Here is an 18,917-nt window from a genome sequence, read left to right on the forward strand (position 1 = left end):
CACGGAGGGCCACCAGGGGCCGTGCTTTGCTGATTAATATTTTTCCTTTAGTAAACGGGCGGCTATTTTGTCTACCGGAAGGGACATGCAATCTTCGTTGAAATAAGACCAGTCGATGAAGCGAAAATTTTCCGTTACTGCATCCGGATAGACCGGCTGGTGATTATTGACGGGAAAGGAGAGTGGGGCCAGTGGACGGATCAGGTAATATACACTGATGAGTTGGTGGGAGTCGTTGAAAGCAGACTGCTGAAAATAATCAGTGGTGTAAAGATGATCGATGACTTCAACCTCAATGCCGATTTCTTCCCGGCATTCCCGGATAATACCCTCCTTTAGTCCTTCCCCCAGCTCCAGTCCGCCTCCCGGAAATTTGGTGACTTCCAGATTTTTGAAATGAATCTTTTCGTCGCTGACCAGTACCTGTTTGCTGTCATTGATCAGCACACCGTAGACCCGGATATTAAAAGCAGTAATCATATCGGCTACAAAAGTTTTTTTCTAAAAGCTGCCAGTCCGATGGCTATGGCGATGACAAAAGATAGAATCGCAACTACGTAAAAGGCATAAGGAGAATGTTCGAATCCACTGGGCACATTCATGCCGAATATACTGGCGATCAGTACGGGAAAACTCAGGACAATCGTCGCAATGGCCAGCCGTTTCAATACCATATTCTGGTTATTGGCAATGATGCTGGCGAAAGTGTCCATGGTACTGCTGAGGATATTGGTATAGATATTAGACATCTCCAGGGCCTGGGAATAATCCACGATCAAATCTTCCAGAAATTCCGTCTCGTCTTCGTTGAAGTTCAGGAAATCCGTCCGGAGTACTTTGGTGAGCAACAGTTCATTGGATCGTAAGGCTGTCACAAAATAAACCAGACTTTTCTGTATTTTCATCAGATCCAGCAGGTGTTCATTTTTATTGGCATCGTAAAGCTTCTGTTCCAGTGCATTCCTTTTCTGATTGATTTCCTTGAGGTAATCCATGAAATTCTGAACAATTTTTTCGAAAATACGCAGGATCATCATGCTTCTTCTTTCGGGTGCATGTTGTTGTAATGAGTTCAGGAATTTTTTAAGTGCCGGGTTTTCAAAAGAATTGACGGTGACAATATGGTTATGGGTGACGATGATACAGATAGGAATGGTAATATAATAGGCATCGCTCTCATTAAAGGAATTGTTCTCGGTCGGCGTTTTGATGACGATCAGCCGTACATTGTCCTCTTCCTCGTAGCGGCTCCGCTCATCAATATCCAGCGAATCGGTTAGAAAGTCAATCGGTATTTCCAGGTCTTCGGAAAGTTCCGTGAATTCTTCCTGTTTCAACGGGGGTACGACATTGATCCAGCTGTCATCTTCGGGGGAACCGATCTCCACGGTTTTGCCTTCGATATTTTTAAAAAACTTAATCATATTTAGGATGCTGGGGCATGCGGATCCGGATTTAACCGGTCTTATGCCTGTTGATCGTTCAGGGTATAACTGCCTTCAAATACTTTTGTGGCCGGACCCTTCAGCCAGATATTCGTAAAACCACCTGTCTGGTTTTTTTCAAAACGCACTTCGAGGTTACCGCCAAGGGTATGAATAAACACAGGCCCTGCCGGTGGCTGATCCTTATAAAAAGCCAGGGCGCTGGCAGTTACACCCGTGCCACAGGAAAAAGTTTCGTCTTCTACACCCCGTTCATAGGTACGCACTTTCAGACTGCCGTCTGTTTGCTGTTCTACAAAGTTGACATTGATGCCCTCTTGGGCAAATGGGGCACTATTTCGAATCCGGCGCCCTTCGGTAAATACATCCAGCGCGTCCAGATTTTCCCGCGCTGTGATATAATGGGGAGAACCCGTGTCCAGTATCAGCGCATCCTCCCGGGTATCGATCTGGTTCACATCTTTCATCTTCAGGCTGACCGCGCCGGTTTCGATCCGGGCATCATGGGGACCATCAGTAGCAATAAAATGATAGGCAGGTTTGTCAATACCCTGATCCTGCGCAAACTGTACAATACAACGCCCGCCGTTGCCGCACATGCTGCCGGGGCGACCGTCTGCATTGTAATAAATCATTTCAAAATCATAACCCGGACGCTCCTGTAACAGCATGAGCCCATCGGCGCCAATGCCAAAACGGCGGTCGCATATTTTATGGATCTGGGATTCGGTGAGCCCGTCATAGGCATGCCCGCGGTTGTCGAGCAATACAAAATCATTGCCGGTGCCCTGATATTTAGAAAATTGAATGGTCATGACTGTTTGAATTATGTCGGAAAACTAGAAACTTTCTGCGATATAGGTCTCCAGAAATTTCTTAATGAGGCCTTCAACCGCCGCCTTGCCGTCTTTGCTGAAAGTTTTGGCCACCCGGTTGGCGACGATAGCATTAAGTGCCAGACAATGGTGTCCCAGTAATTTTCCCAGCCCGAAAATGGCAGAAGTCTCCATTTCAAAATTAGTGATTCTATGGTGGCCGAAACGGAATTCTGTCAGTTGGTCCAGCAATTGCGGGTGCTGGACACCCAGGCGCAACACCCGGCCCTGTGGTCCGTAAAAGCCGGGACAGGTAACAGTGATCCCCTGGTGAAAGCCGGTAAAATGTTTCAGCAGTGAAGCGGAAGCGCCGGTGAGGTAGGGGACGCTGATAAAGCCCTGCATCTGTACATGGGTTATAAAAGCATGTAATAATTGTGCTTCCTCATCATTGGGATCCAACCGGTAGAAATTGAGCAGGTTGTCAATACCCAGCCCATGTGTGGAAGCCACAAAGTCATCCACGGGTATATCCGCCTGCAGCGAGCCGGATGTGCCCACCCTTATAATATTGAGCGCTTTGAGTTGGGGTTTAATTTCCCGGGTTTCAAAGTCGATATTAACCAAAGCGTCCAGTTCATTCATCACGATGTCGATATTATCGGGTCCGATGCCTGAGGAAAGCACCGTGAGCCGCTTGCCTCCGATCGTACCGGTATGGGAGATGAATTCCCGGTGTCGCTGTTCGACTTCTATATGGTCAAAATATTTGCTGAACTGCCTTACCCGGTCGGGATCGCCGACGGTTACAATGGTGTCGGCAATCTCATCCGGTTTCAGATTGAGATGATAGATCGCGCCCCGGTCGTTCAGAATCAGTTCGCTTTCTGCTATGCGGCTCATAATTTTGCTGGGTTTAAATCGAAAATATTTCAAAAATACCCTATTTTTGCAAGCCTTCAAAAAGGGTCCCGTGGCCGAGTGACTAGGCAGAGCTCTGCAAAAGCTTCTACAGCGGTTTGAATCCGCTCGGGACCTCTCAATAAAATCTCCGAAACCCGCTAAAATAGCGGGTTTTTTTCGTAAGCGCCCGCCCCCTGTTAGATTACGGCAATCTGTTATTTGTTCTACACGAACCGGAGCCTTTATTCCTTATTTTCTATAAACGCCTGCGAAGCATGTCCATTTATATAGTATCTTGCCGGCTCTGAAAAAAGTAAGGAATATGTTTCAATTACAAGATAAATCCGCGATTGTAACAGGAGGTGGTAGTGGCATCGGAAAAGCTGTCTGTTTACTATTTGGCCAGTCCGGCGCCACCGTTTATGTGGCTGATCTGAACGAAGATGCTGCAACAGCTACTGCCGATGAAATCAATCAGGCTGGGGGACAGGCCCGTGTAATGCCGCTGAATGTCGTCCTGCAGCAGGAAGTTAGCCGTGCTTTTTCACAAGTGAAAAAAATAGATATACTGGTCAACAGTGCCGGGATATCTCATATCGGAACAGTGACCGGAACATCGGAAGCGGATTTTGATAATATTTTTAATGTCAATGTCAAAGGCGTTTACAATTGCATGTATGCGGCGATCCCGATTATGCAACAAAACGGGGGTGGTGTGATCCTGAATCTGGCTTCGATTGCGTCCAGCGTGGGTATTCCAGACCGTTTCGCTTACAGCATGAGTAAGGGCGCGGTACTGGCCATGACCCTTTCAGTCGCCAAAGACTATGTACAGCAGCAGATTCGCTGCAATTGCATATCGCCCGCCAGGGTGCATACCCCCTTTGTGGACGGTTTTCTGGCCAAGAATTACCCCGGTCGTGAACAGGAAATGTTCCAGAAGCTTTCGGCGACGCAGCCGATCGGCCGGATGGCCAAGCCGGAAGAGATTGCCGGTCTCATTTTATATTTATGCAGTGATGCAGCCGGATTTATCACAGGATGTGACTATCCGATCGATGGTGGTTTTATTAAACTGAATAATTAATCCGACTCAGGGTTCAATCCATAAATTTTTCATTACGCCTGATCAGGCATTAGGCAGTTAATATATAACAAGATACATGAAATTAATACGTTACGGCCAGCCGGGGCAGATTAAAACCGGTGTCATAATCGATGATCGCCGCTATGATACATCGGCATTCGGAGAAGATTATAATGAGCAGTTTTTTGAAACCGGTGGGCTGGAACGCCTCAGCGCTTTTATCGAAGCACAAAAAGACCAACTACCACAGGTCAGTGAAGACGAGCGGCTGGATAGTCCGGTAGCCCGGCCTTCCAAAATTCTCTGTATCGGCCTCAATTATGCCGATCATGCCAAAGAAACCGGCGCCGCTGTGCCGGCAGAACCGGTTTTGTTTATGAAGTCGACGACTTCCCTTTGTGGTCCCAATGATTCCATCATCATACCCCGGGATTCCGAGAAGACTGATTGGGAAGTGGAACTGGCGATTGTTATCGGCAGCAAAGCATCCTATGTGGCGGAAGCGGAAGCCATGGACTATGTGGCAGGATATGTACTGCATAATGACGTGAGTGAAAGAGCTTTTCAATTGGAAAGGGGCGGTACCTGGGATAAGGGGAAGGGCTGCGACAGTTTTGCACCGCTGGGGCCCTTTCTGGCGACCCGCGACGAAATTGCGGATCCCGACAACCTTAGACTCTGGCTGAAAGTCAATGGCAGCACCATGCAGGATGGAAATACGGCCAACTTTATTTTCAGGATCCCCCATATTATATCTTATGTAAGCCGGTTTATGACCCTGCTTCCGGGTGATGTGATTTCTACCGGAACACCTGCCGGGGTGGGGATGGGTTTCAGTCCCTCCGTCTATCTGAAACCGGGGGATGTCGTGGAACTGGGGATCGACGGTCTTGGCAGCTCCCGTCAGACCTGCGTGGCCTATTCGTAAACGCCGGCTATCGGCTGCCTTCAGTCCGGTTAATAATCTTCGACGATGAAAATTGACGCGCATCAGCATTTCTGGAACTATGATCCCCTCCGGGATCAGTGGATTGATGATTCGATGCAACGCATCCGGCGGGATTACCTGCCGGGTCACTTGCAACCCCTGCTGGCTCAAAATGGCATCGACGGCTGTGTCGTGGTGCAGAGCGATCAGGCGGAAACCGAAACCCTGTTTCAGCTTATCCATGCCCTCCGCCACGATTTTATTAAAGGCGTGGTTGGCTGGGTGGACCTGCAGGCCTCTGATATTGAAGAGAAACTGGCCCATTACCGCTATTATAAAAAGCTGAAAGGATTCCGTCATGTGCTGCAGGGAGAAAAGGACCGGGCCCTGATGCTACGCAAGCGGTTTAAAAGAGGCATCAGCCTGTTGCATCGGTACCAGTTTACCTATGACCTGTTGATTTTTCCCGATCAGCTGGGTTTTGCCCGTCAGCTGGCAGCCGCCTATCCCGATCAGCCCTTTGTAATCGATCATATTGCCAAACCACCCATTCGCACTGGAGGAATAGCAGACTGGAAACGGGATATCCGGGCCATTGCTGCACTGCCGAATGTCTGCTGTAAAATCAGCGGTATGGTAACGGAATCCGACTGGCAGCAATGGAAATATGCCGATTTTGTACCCTATCTGGATGTGGTGGTGGAAGCCTTCGGCACCCGGAGGATTCTTTATGGGAGCGACTGGCCGGTTTGTCTGCTGGCAGCTTCCTATAAGAAAATGTATGGTATTGTCGCGCGCTATTTTTCCGGTTTCAGCAGTCGGGAGCAGGCAGACTTTTTTGGTGGGAATGCCGTTCGGTTTTATCAGCTCCGTTAGTAAGCATCCGGCCTACTGATTTCCCCTGATGAATACTTGAATACAAATATTTGATTAGTAAACAATTATGCATTATCCGACTTGAGTACCTGTTGCAGTTTGCCCTGGCACAGTTCAGAAAGAGGGCCTTCAATAGCCAAGAATATTAATTTTTGGGATTTTTTTTGCTTGTTCAAATTCTTATCTTACCTTTGCCGTCCAAATTTTAAAGGATAAGTTAATGCCTACAATTAACCAGTTAGTTCGAAAAGGAAGACAAATTATTAAAGCGAAGAGCAAATCCAGGGCGCTGGACCAATGTCCGCAGCGTCGTGGTGTTTGTACCCGTGTTTATACCACTACACCTAAGAAACCGAACTCTGCCCTCCGTAAAGTGGCTAAAGTTCGTTTAACCAATAAAATTGAGGTCATCGCCTATATTCCGGGAGAAGGCCATAACTTACAGGAGCACTCCATCGTATTGATACGTGGCGGCCGGGTAAAAGACTTACCAGGTGTACGTTATCATATCGTACGGGGAAGTCTGGATACTGCCGGTGTAAAAGACCGTAAGCAAAGCCGTTCCAAATACGGAACCAAAAAAGCCAAGAAGTAATCCGGTAATCAACTGACTATTTAAAAAATTTACAATACAATGCGTAAAGCACAAGCCAAGAAACTCCCTTTAGCACCAGATCCGAAATTCAATGATAAACTGGTGACCCGTTTTGTGAACAACCTGATGTGGGAAGGCAAAAAGAGTGGGGCATTCACTATTTTCTATGACGCACTGGATAAAGTGGCCAAGCAAACCAACGAAGATGGTTATGAAATCTGGAAAAAGGCCCTGGCGAATGTAACTCCGGCCGTTGAGGTACGCAGCCGTCGTATCGGTGGCGCCACTTTTCAGATTCCTTCTGAAGTACGTCCCGACAGAAAGATTTCCCTGAGCATCAAATGGCTGATCCGTTATAGCCGTGACCGCAATGGCCGCAGCATGGCAGACAAACTGGCTAACGAAATCGTTGCTGCCAGCAAAGGTGAAGGTGCCGCTTTCAAAAAGAAAGAAGATACCCACCGTATGGCGGAAGCGAATAAGGCTTTCGCGCATTTCAGAATCTAACCATCTGTGCTGGTTGACAGCCTGATATAATTTTCAAGGACCCGTTTCAATTTGAAACGGGTTTCTTTTTTAGGGGTGGGAATACCGTTTCAGTTTCCCGTTTTTAATTTATCCACCAAAGCGATATACGCCTGCATGGCTTCTTCATTGGTGCTGCCTTTCTGTTCGGTCCAGGCCTCATATTTAGCCTTGGCGACGATATCAAAAGGGTTGGCTGGCGGCTCGACATTAATATCGCCTTCGGTAGCCTGCTTGTACAAAGCATACAGTTGAAGCAAGATCATATTGGAAGGTTTTTCGCTCAGTGTCTTACTGGCAGCTACAGCAGTTTCGAATTGTTGTTGAATTTCCATTTCAAAAATTTTTATCAAATTACTGAATGGCGCCCGTAATGTGACCGGCTCAGGAAAATCTTGCGCGGCGTCAATTAAAAATGCCACCCCGGAGGGTGGCATAAAAAGGTTACTGTCCGGTGCAGTGGATTTACTGGGTAATCTCGGTAATCGGATCGCCGATACAGCCACTTGGCATCTGAATATGCAGCAGGGCCGCCAGGGTAGCTGAAATATCAGTAATATGTGTTGTCCGATTGGTCTTCCCCTGTTTGATGCCCCATCCAAACCAGACCAGTGGAATATGGGTGTCATGGGGATTCCAGGTGCCGTGTGTCGTGCCGGTGCCGCCTGGGGAACCCTCGAACCAGCCAGGATAGGGAATGACCTGTATGGTGCCGGAACGTTTGCTGTTATAGCCATTGATGGTCTTGGTTTTGATGGGTTCAGGCACGGGTTCGGCACCGATATTTTCAATATCGATGACAAACTGCAGGTCGGGTTCCGCTCTCAGGTATTGCAGGGCGGTTTTCTTAATCGCGTCGTAGTCCAGGCTTTTTTCTTTAATCACCTGTTTATTAAAATGGATTTGGTAGTTCATATTTGAAATCACCAGTTTTTCCTGTCCATACTTGGACGCCAATTCTTTATTGAGTCCGGATACAATTTTTTTCAGCCCCAGGAACCCGGATGGCATTTGGTATTCTGCCATAAAGTTGATGGCATGAGCGGCGCCATGATCAGCTGTCAGGAATACCAGATAATTACCCTTGCCCAGTTTTTGGTCCATGTATTTCAGGAAATTGCCCAGGTCCCTGTCCAGTCGCAGATAAACATCTTCGATTTCAATAGAGTTGGGACCATACATATGACCCACGTAATCGGTCGATGCCAGGTTAATCGTCAGGAAGTCCGTAAAAGCGCCGCCTCCCAGCTGGTTGCCTTCAACCGCAGCCTTGGCCAGGTTAAGCGTTAATGTATTACCGAATGGCGTGGACTTGATGATGTCTTTATTGCTCTTGTAGAGCTGCGCCAGATCATGGGGAAAGCTTGACTTGCTTTCTCCTTTGAATTTTCCTTCCCAGCGGGTATCGTCCTGCGTGCTTTGTTTGTAGGTCTCAATGGGATACAGCGGTGTCCAGGGTTTGGACAGGAGTGATGCTGCCTCTTTTTTTGCATTAAAACCCTGCAACCACTGGGGTAATTCTTTCATGTACCAGCTGCTGGTAATGAAATTGCCGGTTTCGCCATCATACCAGAAGGCACCGGTAGGGTGGTGTCCCGCAGGTAAAATGGAAGCCCGGTCTTTCAGTGAAACGCCGATAACTTTAGACCGGAAATTGGTGGCCAGACGGAGCTCATCAGTGATCGTAGTCGCCAGAAGGTTGCGCGGCGACATTTTACCGGCATTACTGGTGGTACCCACCGGTGATACGGTGGAATCCTCGGTACAGTAGGTGTTTTTTCCGGTTGCCTGGTCGATCCAGTTATTACCCGCAATACCGTGAATCGCCGGTACCGATCCGGTAAATACGGAAGTATGGCCAATGGCGGTATAGGAGGGTATATAATTAATAAAGTTATTTTCACAACTGAAACCTTCACCTAGCAGCCTTTTAAATCCATCTTCCCCATACCGGTCATAATAACGGTACAGATAATCCCAACGCATCTGGTCGGCTACGATACCAATAACCAGTTTGGGACGTTGAATGGGCTGAGAGAATGCGGTAGAAAAACCAATAAACAGAAAGAGGAAAAATGCATGGAATCGTTTCATTTTGAGTACTTTTTTGCCAAAAATAAGGATTTCGTCTTTGGAATGATACAGGTGCTGCGGTTAACTTATTGAAAACGACAAGATCAGGGTATCCCGGGTAGGCGCGGCCGGTGGTTACCGCAGCGGGATGTCCATGGCACCCTACTGACAATCGTTTGCCATCGCAAGATCCCCCGATCTGAAGCATCACCACCGTTCCTGGTAAAGCGAAAACCACTTTTCCAAAAGGCACTTGGTTATTGCGGCCCCGGGGCTCATTCAAGGAGCATAGGTATGCGTAGCTGCTGGTCCCTGCCTGAAGGTTAAAATAAGAACCCGACCAAGGAAAAAATACAGCAAATACAGGAAAGACATTTAGATCGGGAATACTGCGTTTGCTGCAAGCCCAAATAAAAACTAATTTAATTGATTATCAATCGATTAATTCTTAATTTTGCCATAGAATCACAGGTAGTTGGAGCGGAAGGTTGCTGAAATCAACTGCCGGAACCCGGTTCGGATCTTCTATTCTGGAGCTGCAGGGAACAACCACTGCTCAAAATTCAAAAAAATAATTATAATTATTAGATTATTCGATTTCTTAGCTGTACATTTGCACTCCCATTTTAAAAGGGAATCTAACAATGTCGCAAAGAATCAGAATAAAATTACAATCATACGATCACAACCTGGTGGACAAGTCCGCTGAAAAGATCGTTAAGACGGTGCGAAGCACCGGAGCCGTGGTAACTGGCCCTATTCCGCTGCCGACCCACCGTAAAATATTCACTGTTTTGCGTTCTCCTCACGTCAACAAAAAGAGCCGTGAGCAGTTTCAGCTGGCAACGCATAAAAGGTTGTTAGATATTTATACTTCCTCTTCCCGTACCGTGGACGCTTTATCCAAGTTGGATCTGCCCAGCGGTGTTGAAGTGGAAATCAAGGCCTAGGCCTTTGCAGCCCCTCTGAGCAGGGGCTCATCAGTTCTTATAATCAATAAGTTACAATATCATCTTTCAACCGGCCCGACCGGGAAAAAAGCTCTGATTTCATATAATTCCCTTCAAGACACTTACGGGTGGGCAGAAGGGGCTACATAAAAACAAGCCATTCAGGGTTTGTTTACTGTCAGTACTTCCCGAAAAAGGAAAAGGTTGGCGGCAAACGGGGATCGATTAGGGTATTTTATACCCCAAGTCCCAATAATCCTGCAAGGCATAAACATTTAAAAGATGAAAGGTATTATTGGGAAAAAATTAGGGATGACCAGCATCTACGATCCTAATGGCAAACAAACCGCCTGTACGATCATAGAAGCAGGTCCCTGTGTGATCACACAGGTGAAGACCAAAGACAATGACGGCTATAACGCACTCCAGTTGTCTTTCGGTGACAAAAAAGAAAGCCGCACTAACCTGGCTGAAAAAAACCACTACGCAAAAGCTAACACCAACGCTAAAAAGTTTTCCAAAGAATTTCGTGATTTCTCAATAGAAAAAGCCCTGGGCGAATCTATAACAGTTGATATTTTCTCTGAGGGAGAAAAAGTTAACGTGGTAGGTACTTCCAAGGGTAAAGGTTTTCAGGGTGTTGTTAAACGCCATGGATTCCATGGGGTAGGTGAACAGTCCCACGGTCAGCATGATCGTCAGCGGGCACCAGGTTCACTGGGTAACTCATCTGACGCCAGCCGTGTAATGAAAGGTATGCGTATGGCGGGCCGTATGGGTGGTGACAGGGTAAAAATGAAAGGACTGAAAATCGTAAAGGTTTTCGCTGAAAAGAACTATATCCTGGTAAGCGGATCTGTTCCGGGTCATATCGGTTCGATCGTACTGGTTCAAAATTAATTTAAACTCATGTAAATCATCTTCCGGTTCAAAGCGGTTGATGATCGGATAAAATACAGAAAATGCAAGTTGAAGTTTTAAATAAAGCAGGTAAGAGTACCGGTCGTTCAGTAGAATTACCCGAGGATATCTTCGGTATTGAGCCCAATGATCACGTGATCTACCTGGCAGTAAAACAATACCTGGCAGCACAGCGTCAGGGTACCCATAAAGTAAAGACCCGTGCTGAAGTCAAAGGCTCCAGCCGGAAACTGCATAAACAAAAAGGTACTGGTGGCAGCCGTAAAGGTAATATCCGCAACCCGTTGTATAAAGGTGGTGGTACAATTTTCGGCCCCAAACCCCATAGCTACGACTTTAAGCTGAACAAAAAGGTGAAAGATCTGGCCAAGATCTCCGCACTTTCCTATAAAGCTAAAGAGCAAGCCATTCTGGTCGTAGAAGACCTGAGCCTGGAAGCGCCAAAGACAAAGGAATTCACCGGTGTATTGAAAGCCCTGAAAGTGGACGACAAGAAACTGATGTTCATTCTGGCAGAACCCAATGAGAATGTGGAACTGTCCTTGAGAAATGTACCATCCGTGCTGGGTATTTCATTAAGTGATCTGAATACTTATGATATCGTAAATTCCGAAGTACTGGTTCTTACCGAAAGTGCAGCGAAGATATTTACTGAAGAGGAAGAAGTAGTGGCAGCGGAGGCATAGCCTCAGGTCGCAGTAAAAGCGGCAAATAAATAAACACATTATCAAATTAGAAAGAGATGAACCCTTCTGAAGTTTTAATAAAACCGATTTTAACCGAAAAAGCCAATGCGCAGCAGGAAAAACTGCATCGCTATGCTTTTAAGGTAGCTAAAAAATCAAACAAGCTGGAAATCAAAAAAGCTATTGAAAGCTTTTATGGTGTAACCGTTACCAGTGTCAACACGGTGGTTGCTCCGGCTAAGAACAAAACCCGATTTACAAAAGCCGGGTTTATTCAGGGTCGTAAACCTTCCTATAAAAAAGCTTACGTTACCGTAGCAGAAGGAGAATCGATAGATCTGTATTCGAATATCTAGGTCTGATAAGGAACCTGAAGAAAGGCAAACAGCCGCCGCGAAGTGCTGGATACAATATCGCCCGGACCCGTTCCGGAACTGAAAATCTGAACAAAGAAAATGGCAGTAAAAAAATTTAAACCCGTAACAGCAGGCACCCGGTGGAGAATCGGAAATGCTTACGCTGAAATTACTACAGACAAGCCCGAAAAGAGCCTGCTGGAACCTAAAAAAAGCACGGGTGGACGTAACTCCTCCGGTCATCGCACAACCCGATACAGAGGCGGTGGTCACAAAAAGAAATACCGTATCGTTGATTTTAAAAGGGATAAGCACAATGTAGAAGCAACGGTGGCTTCTGTTGAATATGATCCCAACCGTACGGCCTTTATTGCCCTGGTAGAATATACCGATGGCGAAAAACGTTATATCCTTGCTCCACAGGGCCTTTCCGTGGGAGCGAAGATTATCAGTGGCGAGGCGGTAGCGCCTGAAATTGGAAATGCCCTGCAGTTGAAAAACATGCCCCTGGGTACCAACGTTCACAATATTGAGCTGCATCCCAATCAGGGTGGAAAAATTTCCCGCAGTGCCGGAGCTTCTGCCCAGCTGACGAATAAGGAAGAAAAATACGCGGTTTTAAAAATGCCTTCAGGAGAACTGAGGAAAGTATTGATCAACTGTTTTGCCACCGTTGGTGTGGTGAGCAACAGCGATCATAGCCTGCAAAGCATGGGTAAAGCCGGTCGCAACCGCTGGAAAGGTATCAAACCCCGTAACCGTGGTGTGGCGATGAACCCAGTAGATCACCCAATGGGTGGTGGTGAAGGGCGCGCTTCAGGCGGACATCCCCGCAGCCGTACCGGTAAATATGCTAAAGGTGAGAAAACCAGAACTGTGGGTAAGGCAAGCAGCAAATTAATCATTCAGCGTAAAGACGGAAGCAAGCTGGCAAAATAAGATGACATCGATCAGCATTGGCCGCAAGTCAAAGCTGGAATCTAAAATCTAAAAAACTGATATCTAAATGGCTCGTTCAATTAAAAAAGGTCCTTATGTAGCTACACACTTGGAAAAGAAAGTGTTGGCGATCAATGAAGGAAAAAATAAAAAATCAGTGATCAAAACCTGGAGCCGTCGCTCTACGATTACTCCTGATTTTGTAGGCCACACGTTTGCAGTTCACAACGGTAATAAATTTATTCCGGTATATGTAACTGAATTTATGGTGGGACATAAATTAGGTGAGTTCGCACCTACCCGCCAGTTTAAAGGTCACGCCGGAAGCAAGTAATTAATTAGGGTTTGTGTGAGGAGCATGCTAGGCAGGGCAGGACACAAGCCGGATCGTAAATTAAAAAACTGAAAGTAAGGTGCCGCAGCAGGATTCCCTGACCGTCGGACCACCTGAAACCTGAAACATTAAAAATGGAAGCAGTAGCAAAACTTAGAAATTATCCCACATCGCCCCGTAAAATGAGGCTGCTTGCGGACCTGATCCGCGGACAGCGTGTGGAGCTGGTATTGGCTGAATTAGAGCACAATCCCAAACATCCGGCTGTACCGTTGCGGAAACTGGTCCTGAGTGCCATCAGCAACTGGAAACAGGCAAACGAAGGTGGCGATGAGACCGGACTGGTGGTGAAAACAATTTATGTGGACGGCGGCAGAACTTTGAAACGCATGCGTCCGGCGCCCCAGGGTCGTGGTTACCGTGTTCGTAAACGCAGCAATCATGTGACTTTAATCGTTGATGTGAAAGCTGAGCAGGAAGCACCGGCTAAGAAAAAAGCCCGTCCCGCTGCCAAGAAAGCTGCTCCGAAAAAGACAAAAGAATCTAAAAAAGCATAACCAGTAAATATGGGTCAAAAAGCAAATCCAATTGGTAACAGGTTAGGTATCATCCGCGGATGGGAATCTAATTGGTATGGAAGCAAAAAAGATTTCGCTTCCAAGTTAATAGAAGATAATAAAATCAGAACCTACCTGAATGCCCGTATCAATAAGGGTGGCGTTTCTAAGATTGTAATCGAAAGAACGCTGGGTAAACTGATTATTACCATTCATACTTCCAAACCCGGTATTATCATCGGTAAAGGCGGGGGTGAAGTGGACAGGATCCGGGAGGAACTCAAAAAGCTGACCGGTAATGATGATGTTCAGATCAATATCCTGGAGATCCGTCGTCCTGAAACTGATGCGATGATCGTAGCTGATACGATCGCCCGTCAGATTGAAAACCGGATCAATTTCAAACGTGCCACTAAAATGGCCATTGCTTCTGCACTGCGTATGGGCGCTGAAGGAATCAAGGTGAAGCTGAGTGGTCGTCTGAATGGTGCGGAAATTGCCCGAAGCGAAGAGTTCAAACAAGGTCGTGTGCCTTTGCATACCCTGCGTATGGATATCGACTATGCCAACGTATTTGCACAAACCGTGTATGGTAAAATCGGTATCAAAGTATGGATCAGTAAAGGAGAAGTGCTGGCGAAAAGAGATCTGAACCCCAACTTTATTTCTGGTTCTGAGAAAGGTGGTGGTATCGGCGGAGATCGCAGAGGATCAGACAGAAGAGATCGTCGCGGCGGCCGTGATAGGAAAAATTAATATAGTCAGCGGCCCACCTTTGAGGTGCAGCAGTTGAACGCAATTCAAATAAAATGTGAAGCATCGTCCCCGGACAGGTAATCACATGATCAAATTAAATTAAGATGTTACAACCGAAGAGAACAAAGCACAGGAAAATGCAGAAGGGTCGCATGAAGGGCGACGCTAAAAGAGGTACGACTATTTCTTTTGGTTCCTATGCTTTAAAGGCATTAGATTCTCACTGGATCACTGACCGTCAGATCGAAGCCGCCCGTCAGGCGCTTACCCGTAGCATGAAGAGGGAAGGTAATGTGTGGATCCGGATATTCCCAGACAAACCCATTACCAATAAACCGGCTGAAGTTCGGATGGGTAAAGGTAAAGGTAACCTGGAATATTGGGCTGCGGTAGTAAAACCTGGCCGTATCATATTTGAAATTGACGGTGTAAGTGAAGAAGTTGCCCGCAGGGCGCTGGCGCTGGCTTCCGGTAAACTGCCGATCAAGACCAAGTTCACCATTCGCAGGGATCTGATTACCAATTAAGGTACTAACGGCAGAAATGCAACCCTGACAGTTGTATCATGCCGGTGGATAACAATAGTAGCGGATGCGCTAATCACCAATGAGCAAATTATAAATCATGTCAAAGAAAAAAGAATTTTTAGACAGCATAAAGGGACTGAGCCTGGAGGATTTGAAGGCACAAATGGAACAGTCCAAACAAAGATTAAAAAAGCTGGAATTCGCACACGCCATAACGCCGCTGGAGAACCCGATGTCTATCAGGGCCCTGCGTCAGGATATTGCACGGATTCAAACGCTGATCAATCAGAAAGCTGAGGTTGAGCAAGCATAAACAACAAACGACAAATAGTTTACAATGTCTGAAAGAAATTTAAGAAAAACGAGAACAGGGGTTGTTACCAGCAACAAGATGGATAAAACCATTACCGTTGCCATTCAAAGAAAAGTAAAACACCCTATTTATGGTAAGTTTTTGAAAAAAACTACCAAGTTCCACGCACATGATGCTAATAATGAGTGCAGCATTGGTGACACCGTAAAAATTATGGAAACCCGTCCGCTGAGTAAATTGAAGCGCTGGAGACTGGTGGAAGTTGTGGAGAAAGTTAAATAGAGTAAGGTACTGAGTATTCAGTAGGTGGAAATAATTTTTGTATCTAAGTACTAGGTACTAAATACTAAATACTAAAAAGCAAAAGATGATACAGCAAGAAAGCAGGTTAAATGTAGCTGATAACAGCGGCGCGAAAGAAGTGCTTTGTATTCGTGTGCTGGGCAACAGCGGACAGCGTTATGCTAGAATCGGCGATAAAATTGTAGTTACGGTAAAAAATGCAATGCCTGCCGGTGGTATTAAAAAAGGCACCGTTGCGAAAGCGGTTATTGTGCGCACGACCAACAAATTGCGCCGCAAAGACGGATCCTATATCCGGTTTGATGATAATGCTGTCGTGATTTTAAATGCAGCTGATGAACCCAGAGGTACCCGGATCTTTGGACCGGTAGCCCGTGAATTGCGTGATAAGGGTCACATGAAGATTGTTTCACTGGCTCCTGAAGTACTGTAAAAGTAATCTACCCGTGGCCTCTGGCCGAAGGTATCACCATAAAAAGCGCCTGGCGATCAGGGCTTACGCATTAAGCATAAAGAAAGCAAAATAAAATGAGCAACAGATTTAAACTCAAGTACAATATTAAAAAAGGCGATCAGGTGGTTGTGATAACCGGTGCTGATAAAGATAAAACCAAACCGCGCCTGGTAAAGCAAGTACTGGTTGATGAAGCCAAAGTACTGGTAGAAGGTGTCAATATCAAGACACGTCATACCAAGCCATCCGCTCAAAATACACAAGGTGGTATTATCAAGGCTGAAGCGCCGATTCACATCAGCAACGTAATGCTTTGGGATGCCAAGGAGAAAGGTCCTTCTAAAGTAAAACGGGAGCGTGAAAACGGAAAAACCGTCCGTACTTTAAAGAAATCGGGTACTAAACTTTAGTCTTTCAGCGATTAAATAACAAGATCATGAGTACAACAAAATATAGCCCCAGACTGGCAGGTAAATACAAAAGTGATGTAGTACCCGCTCTGGTGAAGAAATTTGGATATAAAAGTGTCATGCAGGCACCCAAACTGGAAAAAATCTGCGTGAACCGCGGTGTGAACGGTGCTGTTGCCGATAAGAAACTGGTGGATATTGCAGTGGAAGAATTAACCACTATTACCGGTCAGAAGGCAGTAGTTACCAATTCCAAGAAAGATATTTCAAACTTTAAGCTGCGTAAAAACATGCCCATCGGAGCCCGGGTGACGCTGCGCGGCGAAAAAATGTTTGAGTTTCTGGATCGTCTGATCTCTGTAACCCTTCCACGGGTGCGGGATTTTAAAGGCATCAATGAAAAGTCTTTTGACGGTCGCGGTAATTTCACCATGGGTGTTACCGAGCAGATCATATTTCCTGAAATCGATATTGACAAGGTGAACAAAATCACCGGTATGGACATCACTTTCGTGACAACAGCAAATACCGATGAAGAAGCTTATGAATTACTGAAAGAATTAGGAATGCCTTTCAGAAATGCCAGAAAGCAAGCCGAAGCATAAACAGATAAATAAACGTAACAAATGGCAAAGAAATCAATTATAGCCCGTCAGAAAAAAAGGGAAAAAATGGTGGAGCAGTATGCTGAAAAGAGAGAAGCGCTGAAACAGGCCGGAGACTATGCCGCCCTGGACAAGTTGCCCAGAAACTCTTCTAAAGTACGCTTGAAAAACAGGTGCCAGATTTCCGGGCGTCCCAAAGGCTATGTTCGTTATTTTGGTATTTCCAGGGTAGCACTCAGGGACATGGCGCTGAATGGCAAAATCCCAGGGCTGAAGAAAGCCAGCTGGTAGTTTTGGATGCAGGTATCAGGGTTAAAATAGCATTTTAAAACCGGATACCACCGACCAGGAACAAGAGTAGAAAATATTTAATTTAACCTCCCGGTGTAAATCGGGACAATCTTAAAAAGATTATGGTAACAGATCCAATTGCAGATTTTTTAACTAGAATACGTAATGCGCAAATGGCAGGACACCGGATCGTGGATATTCCCGCCTCCAATCTGAAAAAACGCATTACTGAGATTCTGTACAAACAAGGCTATATCCTGAAGTATAAGTTTGAGGATGATAACAAACAGGGTGTGATAAAAATTGCCCTGAAATACGATAACGAAAGCAGGAAGCCGGCTATCCATAGTCTGGAAAGAATCAGCCGTCCGGGTCTGCGTCAATATGCAAAACCCGCAGATATTAAGCGCGTGAAAAACGGTTTAGGTGTAGCGATCATTTCAACTTCCAAAGGTGTTATGACAGACAAAGACGCCAGAGCACAGAATGTGGGCGGTGAAGTGTTGTGTCATATTTACTAAGAGATCAAGAATATTTATCAATACATTAAGCCCGTCCTATACAGGCTGACCGGTTGATAAAAACAAATATAAATTTATAATCACCTGCCTGGCAGGTTTAAATCTGAAATTAAGATGTCACGTATAGGTAAAAAACCGATTCTGCTTCCCGAGGGAGTGAGCCTGCAGGTAGGAAGCGATAATGTTGTTACCGTAAAAGGTAAGAAAGGCGAACTCAGACAAGCGGTTAATTCCGAAATAAAAGTGGAAGTAAAGGAAGGTGAAGTCCTGATTGGACGACCTACGGACCAGATTCATCACCGCGCACTGCATGGTTTGTATCGCGCCCTGATTGCAAACCTGGTTCAGGGTGTTTCTGAAGGTTACGAGAAAAAGCTCGAACTGGTCGGGGTAGGTTATAAAGCCACCAATCAGGGAAATGTACTGGATTTATCCCTGGGATATTCTCATAATATCATTGTGGAAGTTCCCAAAGAGTTGTCAGTAGCTACTGAACAACTGAAAGGACAAAATCCGATTATCACCATCAGTGGTTCTGACAAGCAACTGGTGGGCGCCGTTTGTGCCAAGATCCGCAGCCTGCGCAAACCGGAACCTTATAAAGGAAAAGGGGTTCGCTTTGTCGGTGAAATTGTAAGGAAGAAAGCCGGTAAGTCTGCAGGCAAATAAGGAACTGAAGGCAAAATTTAAACTTTAAAGAGAGCAGGAGATCTGTTGGGTATAGAAATCTCAAATCTCAAATCTCGA

General features: G+C 46.0%; 28 protein-coding genes and 1 tRNA gene. 23 read left to right on the forward strand and 6 right to left on the reverse strand.

The features are described 5' to 3' along the window. Positions 1–33: 33 nt before the first annotated feature. The 4 genes from ACYVI9_RS06995 to ACYVI9_RS07010 are packed head-to-tail and all read right to left on the reverse strand — an operon-like array spanning position 34 to position 3,163. Entirely contained in the window at positions 34–480 is a 447-nt protein-coding gene (locus ACYVI9_RS06995) for an NUDIX hydrolase (protein ID WP_460762522.1), read from the reverse strand. 5 nt (positions 481–485) lie between these two features. Then, a complete protein-coding gene (locus ACYVI9_RS07000; protein ID WP_460762525.1) occupies positions 486–1,424 on the reverse strand; it encodes a magnesium transporter CorA family protein in 939 nt (312 codons plus the stop codon). Between the two features lie 41 nt (positions 1,425–1,465). Next, on the reverse strand, positions 1,466–2,260 hold the full coding sequence (gene dapF / locus ACYVI9_RS07005) for a diaminopimelate epimerase (protein WP_460762529.1): 795 nt from the start codon (positions 2,258–2,260) through the stop codon (positions 1,466–1,468). 24 nt (positions 2,261–2,284) lie between these two features. Beyond that, the gene (locus ACYVI9_RS07010; protein ID WP_460762532.1) at positions 2,285–3,163 is read right to left on the reverse strand and encodes a nucleoside phosphorylase; all 879 of its coding nucleotides are present in this window, start codon (positions 3,161–3,163) and stop codon (positions 2,285–2,287) included. A gap of 64 nt (positions 3,164–3,227) precedes the next feature. On the opposite strand from ACYVI9_RS07010, the gene ACYVI9_RS07015 reads away from it, so the two are divergent. The 6 genes from ACYVI9_RS07015 (at position 3,228) to rpsG (ending at position 7,156) form a co-directional block, all read left to right on the forward strand. After that, positions 3,228–3,298 (forward strand) — tRNA-Cys (locus ACYVI9_RS07015). Positions 3,299–3,485: 187 nt separating this feature from the next. Beyond that, positions 3,486–4,250 (forward strand): SDR family NAD(P)-dependent oxidoreductase, encoded by a 765-nt coding sequence (locus tag ACYVI9_RS07020; RefSeq protein ID WP_460762535.1) that lies wholly within the window; start codon positions 3,486–3,488, stop codon positions 4,248–4,250. 76 nt (positions 4,251–4,326) lie between these two features. Then, complete coding sequence (locus tag ACYVI9_RS07025) at positions 4,327–5,178, forward strand: fumarylacetoacetate hydrolase family protein (RefSeq protein WP_460762538.1); 852 nt, start codon at positions 4,327–4,329, stop codon at positions 5,176–5,178. Between the two features lie 45 nt (positions 5,179–5,223). Further along, positions 5,224–6,054 carry an amidohydrolase family protein gene (locus tag ACYVI9_RS07030; RefSeq protein ID WP_460762540.1) on the forward strand — a complete coding sequence of 277 codons (831 nt, stop codon included), beginning with the start codon at positions 5,224–5,226 and terminating at the stop codon, positions 6,052–6,054. Between the two features lie 220 nt (positions 6,055–6,274). Continuing rightward, positions 6,275–6,649: a 30S ribosomal protein S12 gene (gene rpsL / locus ACYVI9_RS07035; RefSeq protein ID WP_114790683.1), complete on the forward strand. Its 375-nt coding sequence runs from the start codon at positions 6,275–6,277 to the stop codon at positions 6,647–6,649. 39 nt (positions 6,650–6,688) lie between these two features. Further along, positions 6,689–7,156, forward strand: coding sequence for a 30S ribosomal protein S7 (rpsG, locus tag ACYVI9_RS07040; RefSeq protein ID WP_460762543.1), 468 nt, complete (start codon positions 6,689–6,691; stop codon positions 7,154–7,156). A gap of 89 nt (positions 7,157–7,245) precedes the next feature. Here rpsG and ACYVI9_RS07045 read toward each other — a convergent pair whose 3' ends face one another. Together ACYVI9_RS07045 and pafA are read right to left on the reverse strand one after the other, a co-directional pair. Next, on the reverse strand, positions 7,246–7,509 hold the full coding sequence (locus ACYVI9_RS07045) for an acyl-CoA-binding protein (protein WP_460762545.1): 264 nt from the start codon (positions 7,507–7,509) through the stop codon (positions 7,246–7,248). Between the two features lie 130 nt (positions 7,510–7,639). After that, on the reverse strand, positions 7,640–9,268 hold the full coding sequence (gene pafA, locus ACYVI9_RS07050) for an alkaline phosphatase PafA (protein WP_460762548.1): 1,629 nt from the start codon (positions 9,266–9,268) through the stop codon (positions 7,640–7,642). Positions 9,269–9,891: 623 nt separating this feature from the next. Between pafA and rpsJ the strand changes: the two genes are divergently transcribed. From rpsJ to rplF, 17 genes are all read left to right on the forward strand, one after another. After that, entirely contained in the window at positions 9,892–10,197 is a 306-nt protein-coding gene (rpsJ, locus tag ACYVI9_RS07055; RefSeq protein WP_008584585.1) for a 30S ribosomal protein S10, read from the forward strand. A gap of 282 nt (positions 10,198–10,479) precedes the next feature. Beyond that, the gene (rplC, locus tag ACYVI9_RS07060) at positions 10,480–11,097 is read left to right on the forward strand and encodes a 50S ribosomal protein L3 (RefSeq protein ID WP_460762551.1); all 618 of its coding nucleotides are present in this window, start codon (positions 10,480–10,482) and stop codon (positions 11,095–11,097) included. A 62-nt stretch (positions 11,098–11,159) separates the two neighbouring features. Continuing rightward, positions 11,160–11,804 carry a 50S ribosomal protein L4 gene (rplD, locus tag ACYVI9_RS07065; protein ID WP_460762553.1) on the forward strand — a complete coding sequence of 215 codons (645 nt, stop codon included), beginning with the start codon at positions 11,160–11,162 and terminating at the stop codon, positions 11,802–11,804. 56 nt (positions 11,805–11,860) lie between these two features. Beyond that, positions 11,861–12,160: a 50S ribosomal protein L23 gene (gene rplW / locus ACYVI9_RS07070; RefSeq protein ID WP_460762556.1), complete on the forward strand. Its 300-nt coding sequence runs from the start codon at positions 11,861–11,863 to the stop codon at positions 12,158–12,160. A 99-nt stretch (positions 12,161–12,259) separates the two neighbouring features. Further along, positions 12,260–13,099, forward strand: coding sequence for a 50S ribosomal protein L2 (rplB, locus tag ACYVI9_RS07075; protein WP_460762558.1), 840 nt, complete (start codon positions 12,260–12,262; stop codon positions 13,097–13,099). A gap of 67 nt (positions 13,100–13,166) precedes the next feature. Beyond that, positions 13,167–13,433, forward strand: a complete 267-nt coding sequence (gene rpsS / locus ACYVI9_RS07080) for a 30S ribosomal protein S19 (RefSeq protein WP_460762561.1) — start codon at positions 13,167–13,169, stop codon at positions 13,431–13,433. Between the two features lie 134 nt (positions 13,434–13,567). Beyond that, the gene (gene rplV, locus ACYVI9_RS07085) at positions 13,568–13,990 is read left to right on the forward strand and encodes a 50S ribosomal protein L22 (protein ID WP_460762564.1); all 423 of its coding nucleotides are present in this window, start codon (positions 13,568–13,570) and stop codon (positions 13,988–13,990) included. Positions 13,991–13,999: 9 nt separating this feature from the next. Next, complete coding sequence (rpsC, locus tag ACYVI9_RS07090; protein ID WP_460762566.1) at positions 14,000–14,746, forward strand: 30S ribosomal protein S3; 747 nt, start codon at positions 14,000–14,002, stop codon at positions 14,744–14,746. A 104-nt stretch (positions 14,747–14,850) separates the two neighbouring features. Then, positions 14,851–15,273 (forward strand): 50S ribosomal protein L16, encoded by a 423-nt coding sequence (rplP, locus tag ACYVI9_RS07095; RefSeq protein ID WP_460762569.1) that lies wholly within the window; start codon positions 14,851–14,853, stop codon positions 15,271–15,273. Between the two features lie 97 nt (positions 15,274–15,370). Further along, entirely contained in the window at positions 15,371–15,586 is a 216-nt protein-coding gene (gene rpmC / locus ACYVI9_RS07100; RefSeq protein ID WP_460762572.1) for a 50S ribosomal protein L29, read from the forward strand. Positions 15,587–15,610: 24 nt separating this feature from the next. After that, complete coding sequence (gene rpsQ, locus ACYVI9_RS07105) at positions 15,611–15,868, forward strand: 30S ribosomal protein S17 (RefSeq protein ID WP_460762574.1); 258 nt, start codon at positions 15,611–15,613, stop codon at positions 15,866–15,868. Between the two features lie 85 nt (positions 15,869–15,953). Next, positions 15,954–16,322 (forward strand): 50S ribosomal protein L14, encoded by a 369-nt coding sequence (gene rplN / locus ACYVI9_RS07110; RefSeq protein ID WP_460762576.1) that lies wholly within the window; start codon positions 15,954–15,956, stop codon positions 16,320–16,322. A gap of 95 nt (positions 16,323–16,417) precedes the next feature. Beyond that, entirely contained in the window at positions 16,418–16,753 is a 336-nt protein-coding gene (rplX, locus tag ACYVI9_RS07115) for a 50S ribosomal protein L24 (protein WP_460762579.1), read from the forward strand. Positions 16,754–16,779: 26 nt separating this feature from the next. Further along, on the forward strand, positions 16,780–17,358 hold the full coding sequence (gene rplE, locus ACYVI9_RS07120) for a 50S ribosomal protein L5 (protein ID WP_460762581.1): 579 nt from the start codon (positions 16,780–16,782) through the stop codon (positions 17,356–17,358). A 21-nt stretch (positions 17,359–17,379) separates the two neighbouring features. After that, positions 17,380–17,649, forward strand: coding sequence for a 30S ribosomal protein S14 (rpsN, locus tag ACYVI9_RS07125; protein WP_460762584.1), 270 nt, complete (start codon positions 17,380–17,382; stop codon positions 17,647–17,649). Positions 17,650–17,771: 122 nt separating this feature from the next. Beyond that, entirely contained in the window at positions 17,772–18,170 is a 399-nt protein-coding gene (gene rpsH / locus ACYVI9_RS07130) for a 30S ribosomal protein S8 (protein WP_460762587.1), read from the forward strand. A 114-nt stretch (positions 18,171–18,284) separates the two neighbouring features. Then, entirely contained in the window at positions 18,285–18,839 is a 555-nt protein-coding gene (gene rplF, locus ACYVI9_RS07135; RefSeq protein ID WP_460762589.1) for a 50S ribosomal protein L6, read from the forward strand. The last annotated feature ends 78 nt before the right edge of the window (positions 18,840–18,917 follow it).

It is taken from the genome of Niabella terrae, from assembly GCF_054783135.1.

Coding starts and splice junctions, on each gene's coding strand:
- ACYVI9_RS06995 (WP_460762522.1), bottom strand. CDS start 480: ATGATTACTGCTTTTAATATCCGGGTCTACGGTGTGCTGATCAATGAC.
- ACYVI9_RS07000 (WP_460762525.1), bottom strand. CDS start 1,424: ATGATTAAGTTTTTTAAAAATATCGAAGGCAAAACCGTGGAGATCGGT.
- dapF (WP_460762529.1), bottom strand. CDS start 2,260: ATGACCATTCAATTTTCTAAATATCAGGGCACCGGCAATGATTTTGTA.
- ACYVI9_RS07010 (WP_460762532.1), bottom strand. CDS start 3,163: ATGAGCCGCATAGCAGAAAGCGAACTGATTCTGAACGACCGGGGCGCG.
- ACYVI9_RS07020 (WP_460762535.1), top strand. CDS start 3,486: ATGTTTCAATTACAAGATAAATCCGCGATTGTAACAGGAGGTGGTAGT.
- ACYVI9_RS07025 (WP_460762538.1), top strand. CDS start 4,327: ATGAAATTAATACGTTACGGCCAGCCGGGGCAGATTAAAACCGGTGTC.
- ACYVI9_RS07030 (WP_460762540.1), top strand. CDS start 5,224: ATGAAAATTGACGCGCATCAGCATTTCTGGAACTATGATCCCCTCCGG.
- rpsL (WP_114790683.1), top strand. CDS start 6,275: ATGCCTACAATTAACCAGTTAGTTCGAAAAGGAAGACAAATTATTAAA.
- rpsG (WP_460762543.1), top strand. CDS start 6,689: ATGCGTAAAGCACAAGCCAAGAAACTCCCTTTAGCACCAGATCCGAAA.
- ACYVI9_RS07045 (WP_460762545.1), bottom strand. CDS start 7,509: ATGGAAATTCAACAACAATTCGAAACTGCTGTAGCTGCCAGTAAGACA.
- pafA (WP_460762548.1), bottom strand. CDS start 9,268: ATGAAACGATTCCATGCATTTTTCCTCTTTCTGTTTATTGGTTTTTCT.
- rpsJ (WP_008584585.1), top strand. CDS start 9,892: ATGTCGCAAAGAATCAGAATAAAATTACAATCATACGATCACAACCTG.
- rplC (WP_460762551.1), top strand. CDS start 10,480: ATGAAAGGTATTATTGGGAAAAAATTAGGGATGACCAGCATCTACGAT.
- rplD (WP_460762553.1), top strand. CDS start 11,160: ATGCAAGTTGAAGTTTTAAATAAAGCAGGTAAGAGTACCGGTCGTTCA.
- rplW (WP_460762556.1), top strand. CDS start 11,861: ATGAACCCTTCTGAAGTTTTAATAAAACCGATTTTAACCGAAAAAGCC.
- rplB (WP_460762558.1), top strand. CDS start 12,260: ATGGCAGTAAAAAAATTTAAACCCGTAACAGCAGGCACCCGGTGGAGA.
- rpsS (WP_460762561.1), top strand. CDS start 13,167: ATGGCTCGTTCAATTAAAAAAGGTCCTTATGTAGCTACACACTTGGAA.
- rplV (WP_460762564.1), top strand. CDS start 13,568: ATGGAAGCAGTAGCAAAACTTAGAAATTATCCCACATCGCCCCGTAAA.
- rpsC (WP_460762566.1), top strand. CDS start 14,000: ATGGGTCAAAAAGCAAATCCAATTGGTAACAGGTTAGGTATCATCCGC.
- rplP (WP_460762569.1), top strand. CDS start 14,851: ATGTTACAACCGAAGAGAACAAAGCACAGGAAAATGCAGAAGGGTCGC.
- rpmC (WP_460762572.1), top strand. CDS start 15,371: ATGTCAAAGAAAAAAGAATTTTTAGACAGCATAAAGGGACTGAGCCTG.
- rpsQ (WP_460762574.1), top strand. CDS start 15,611: ATGTCTGAAAGAAATTTAAGAAAAACGAGAACAGGGGTTGTTACCAGC.
- rplN (WP_460762576.1), top strand. CDS start 15,954: ATGATACAGCAAGAAAGCAGGTTAAATGTAGCTGATAACAGCGGCGCG.
- rplX (WP_460762579.1), top strand. CDS start 16,418: ATGAGCAACAGATTTAAACTCAAGTACAATATTAAAAAAGGCGATCAG.
- rplE (WP_460762581.1), top strand. CDS start 16,780: ATGAGTACAACAAAATATAGCCCCAGACTGGCAGGTAAATACAAAAGT.
- rpsN (WP_460762584.1), top strand. CDS start 17,380: ATGGCAAAGAAATCAATTATAGCCCGTCAGAAAAAAAGGGAAAAAATG.
- rpsH (WP_460762587.1), top strand. CDS start 17,772: ATGGTAACAGATCCAATTGCAGATTTTTTAACTAGAATACGTAATGCG.
- rplF (WP_460762589.1), top strand. CDS start 18,285: ATGTCACGTATAGGTAAAAAACCGATTCTGCTTCCCGAGGGAGTGAGC.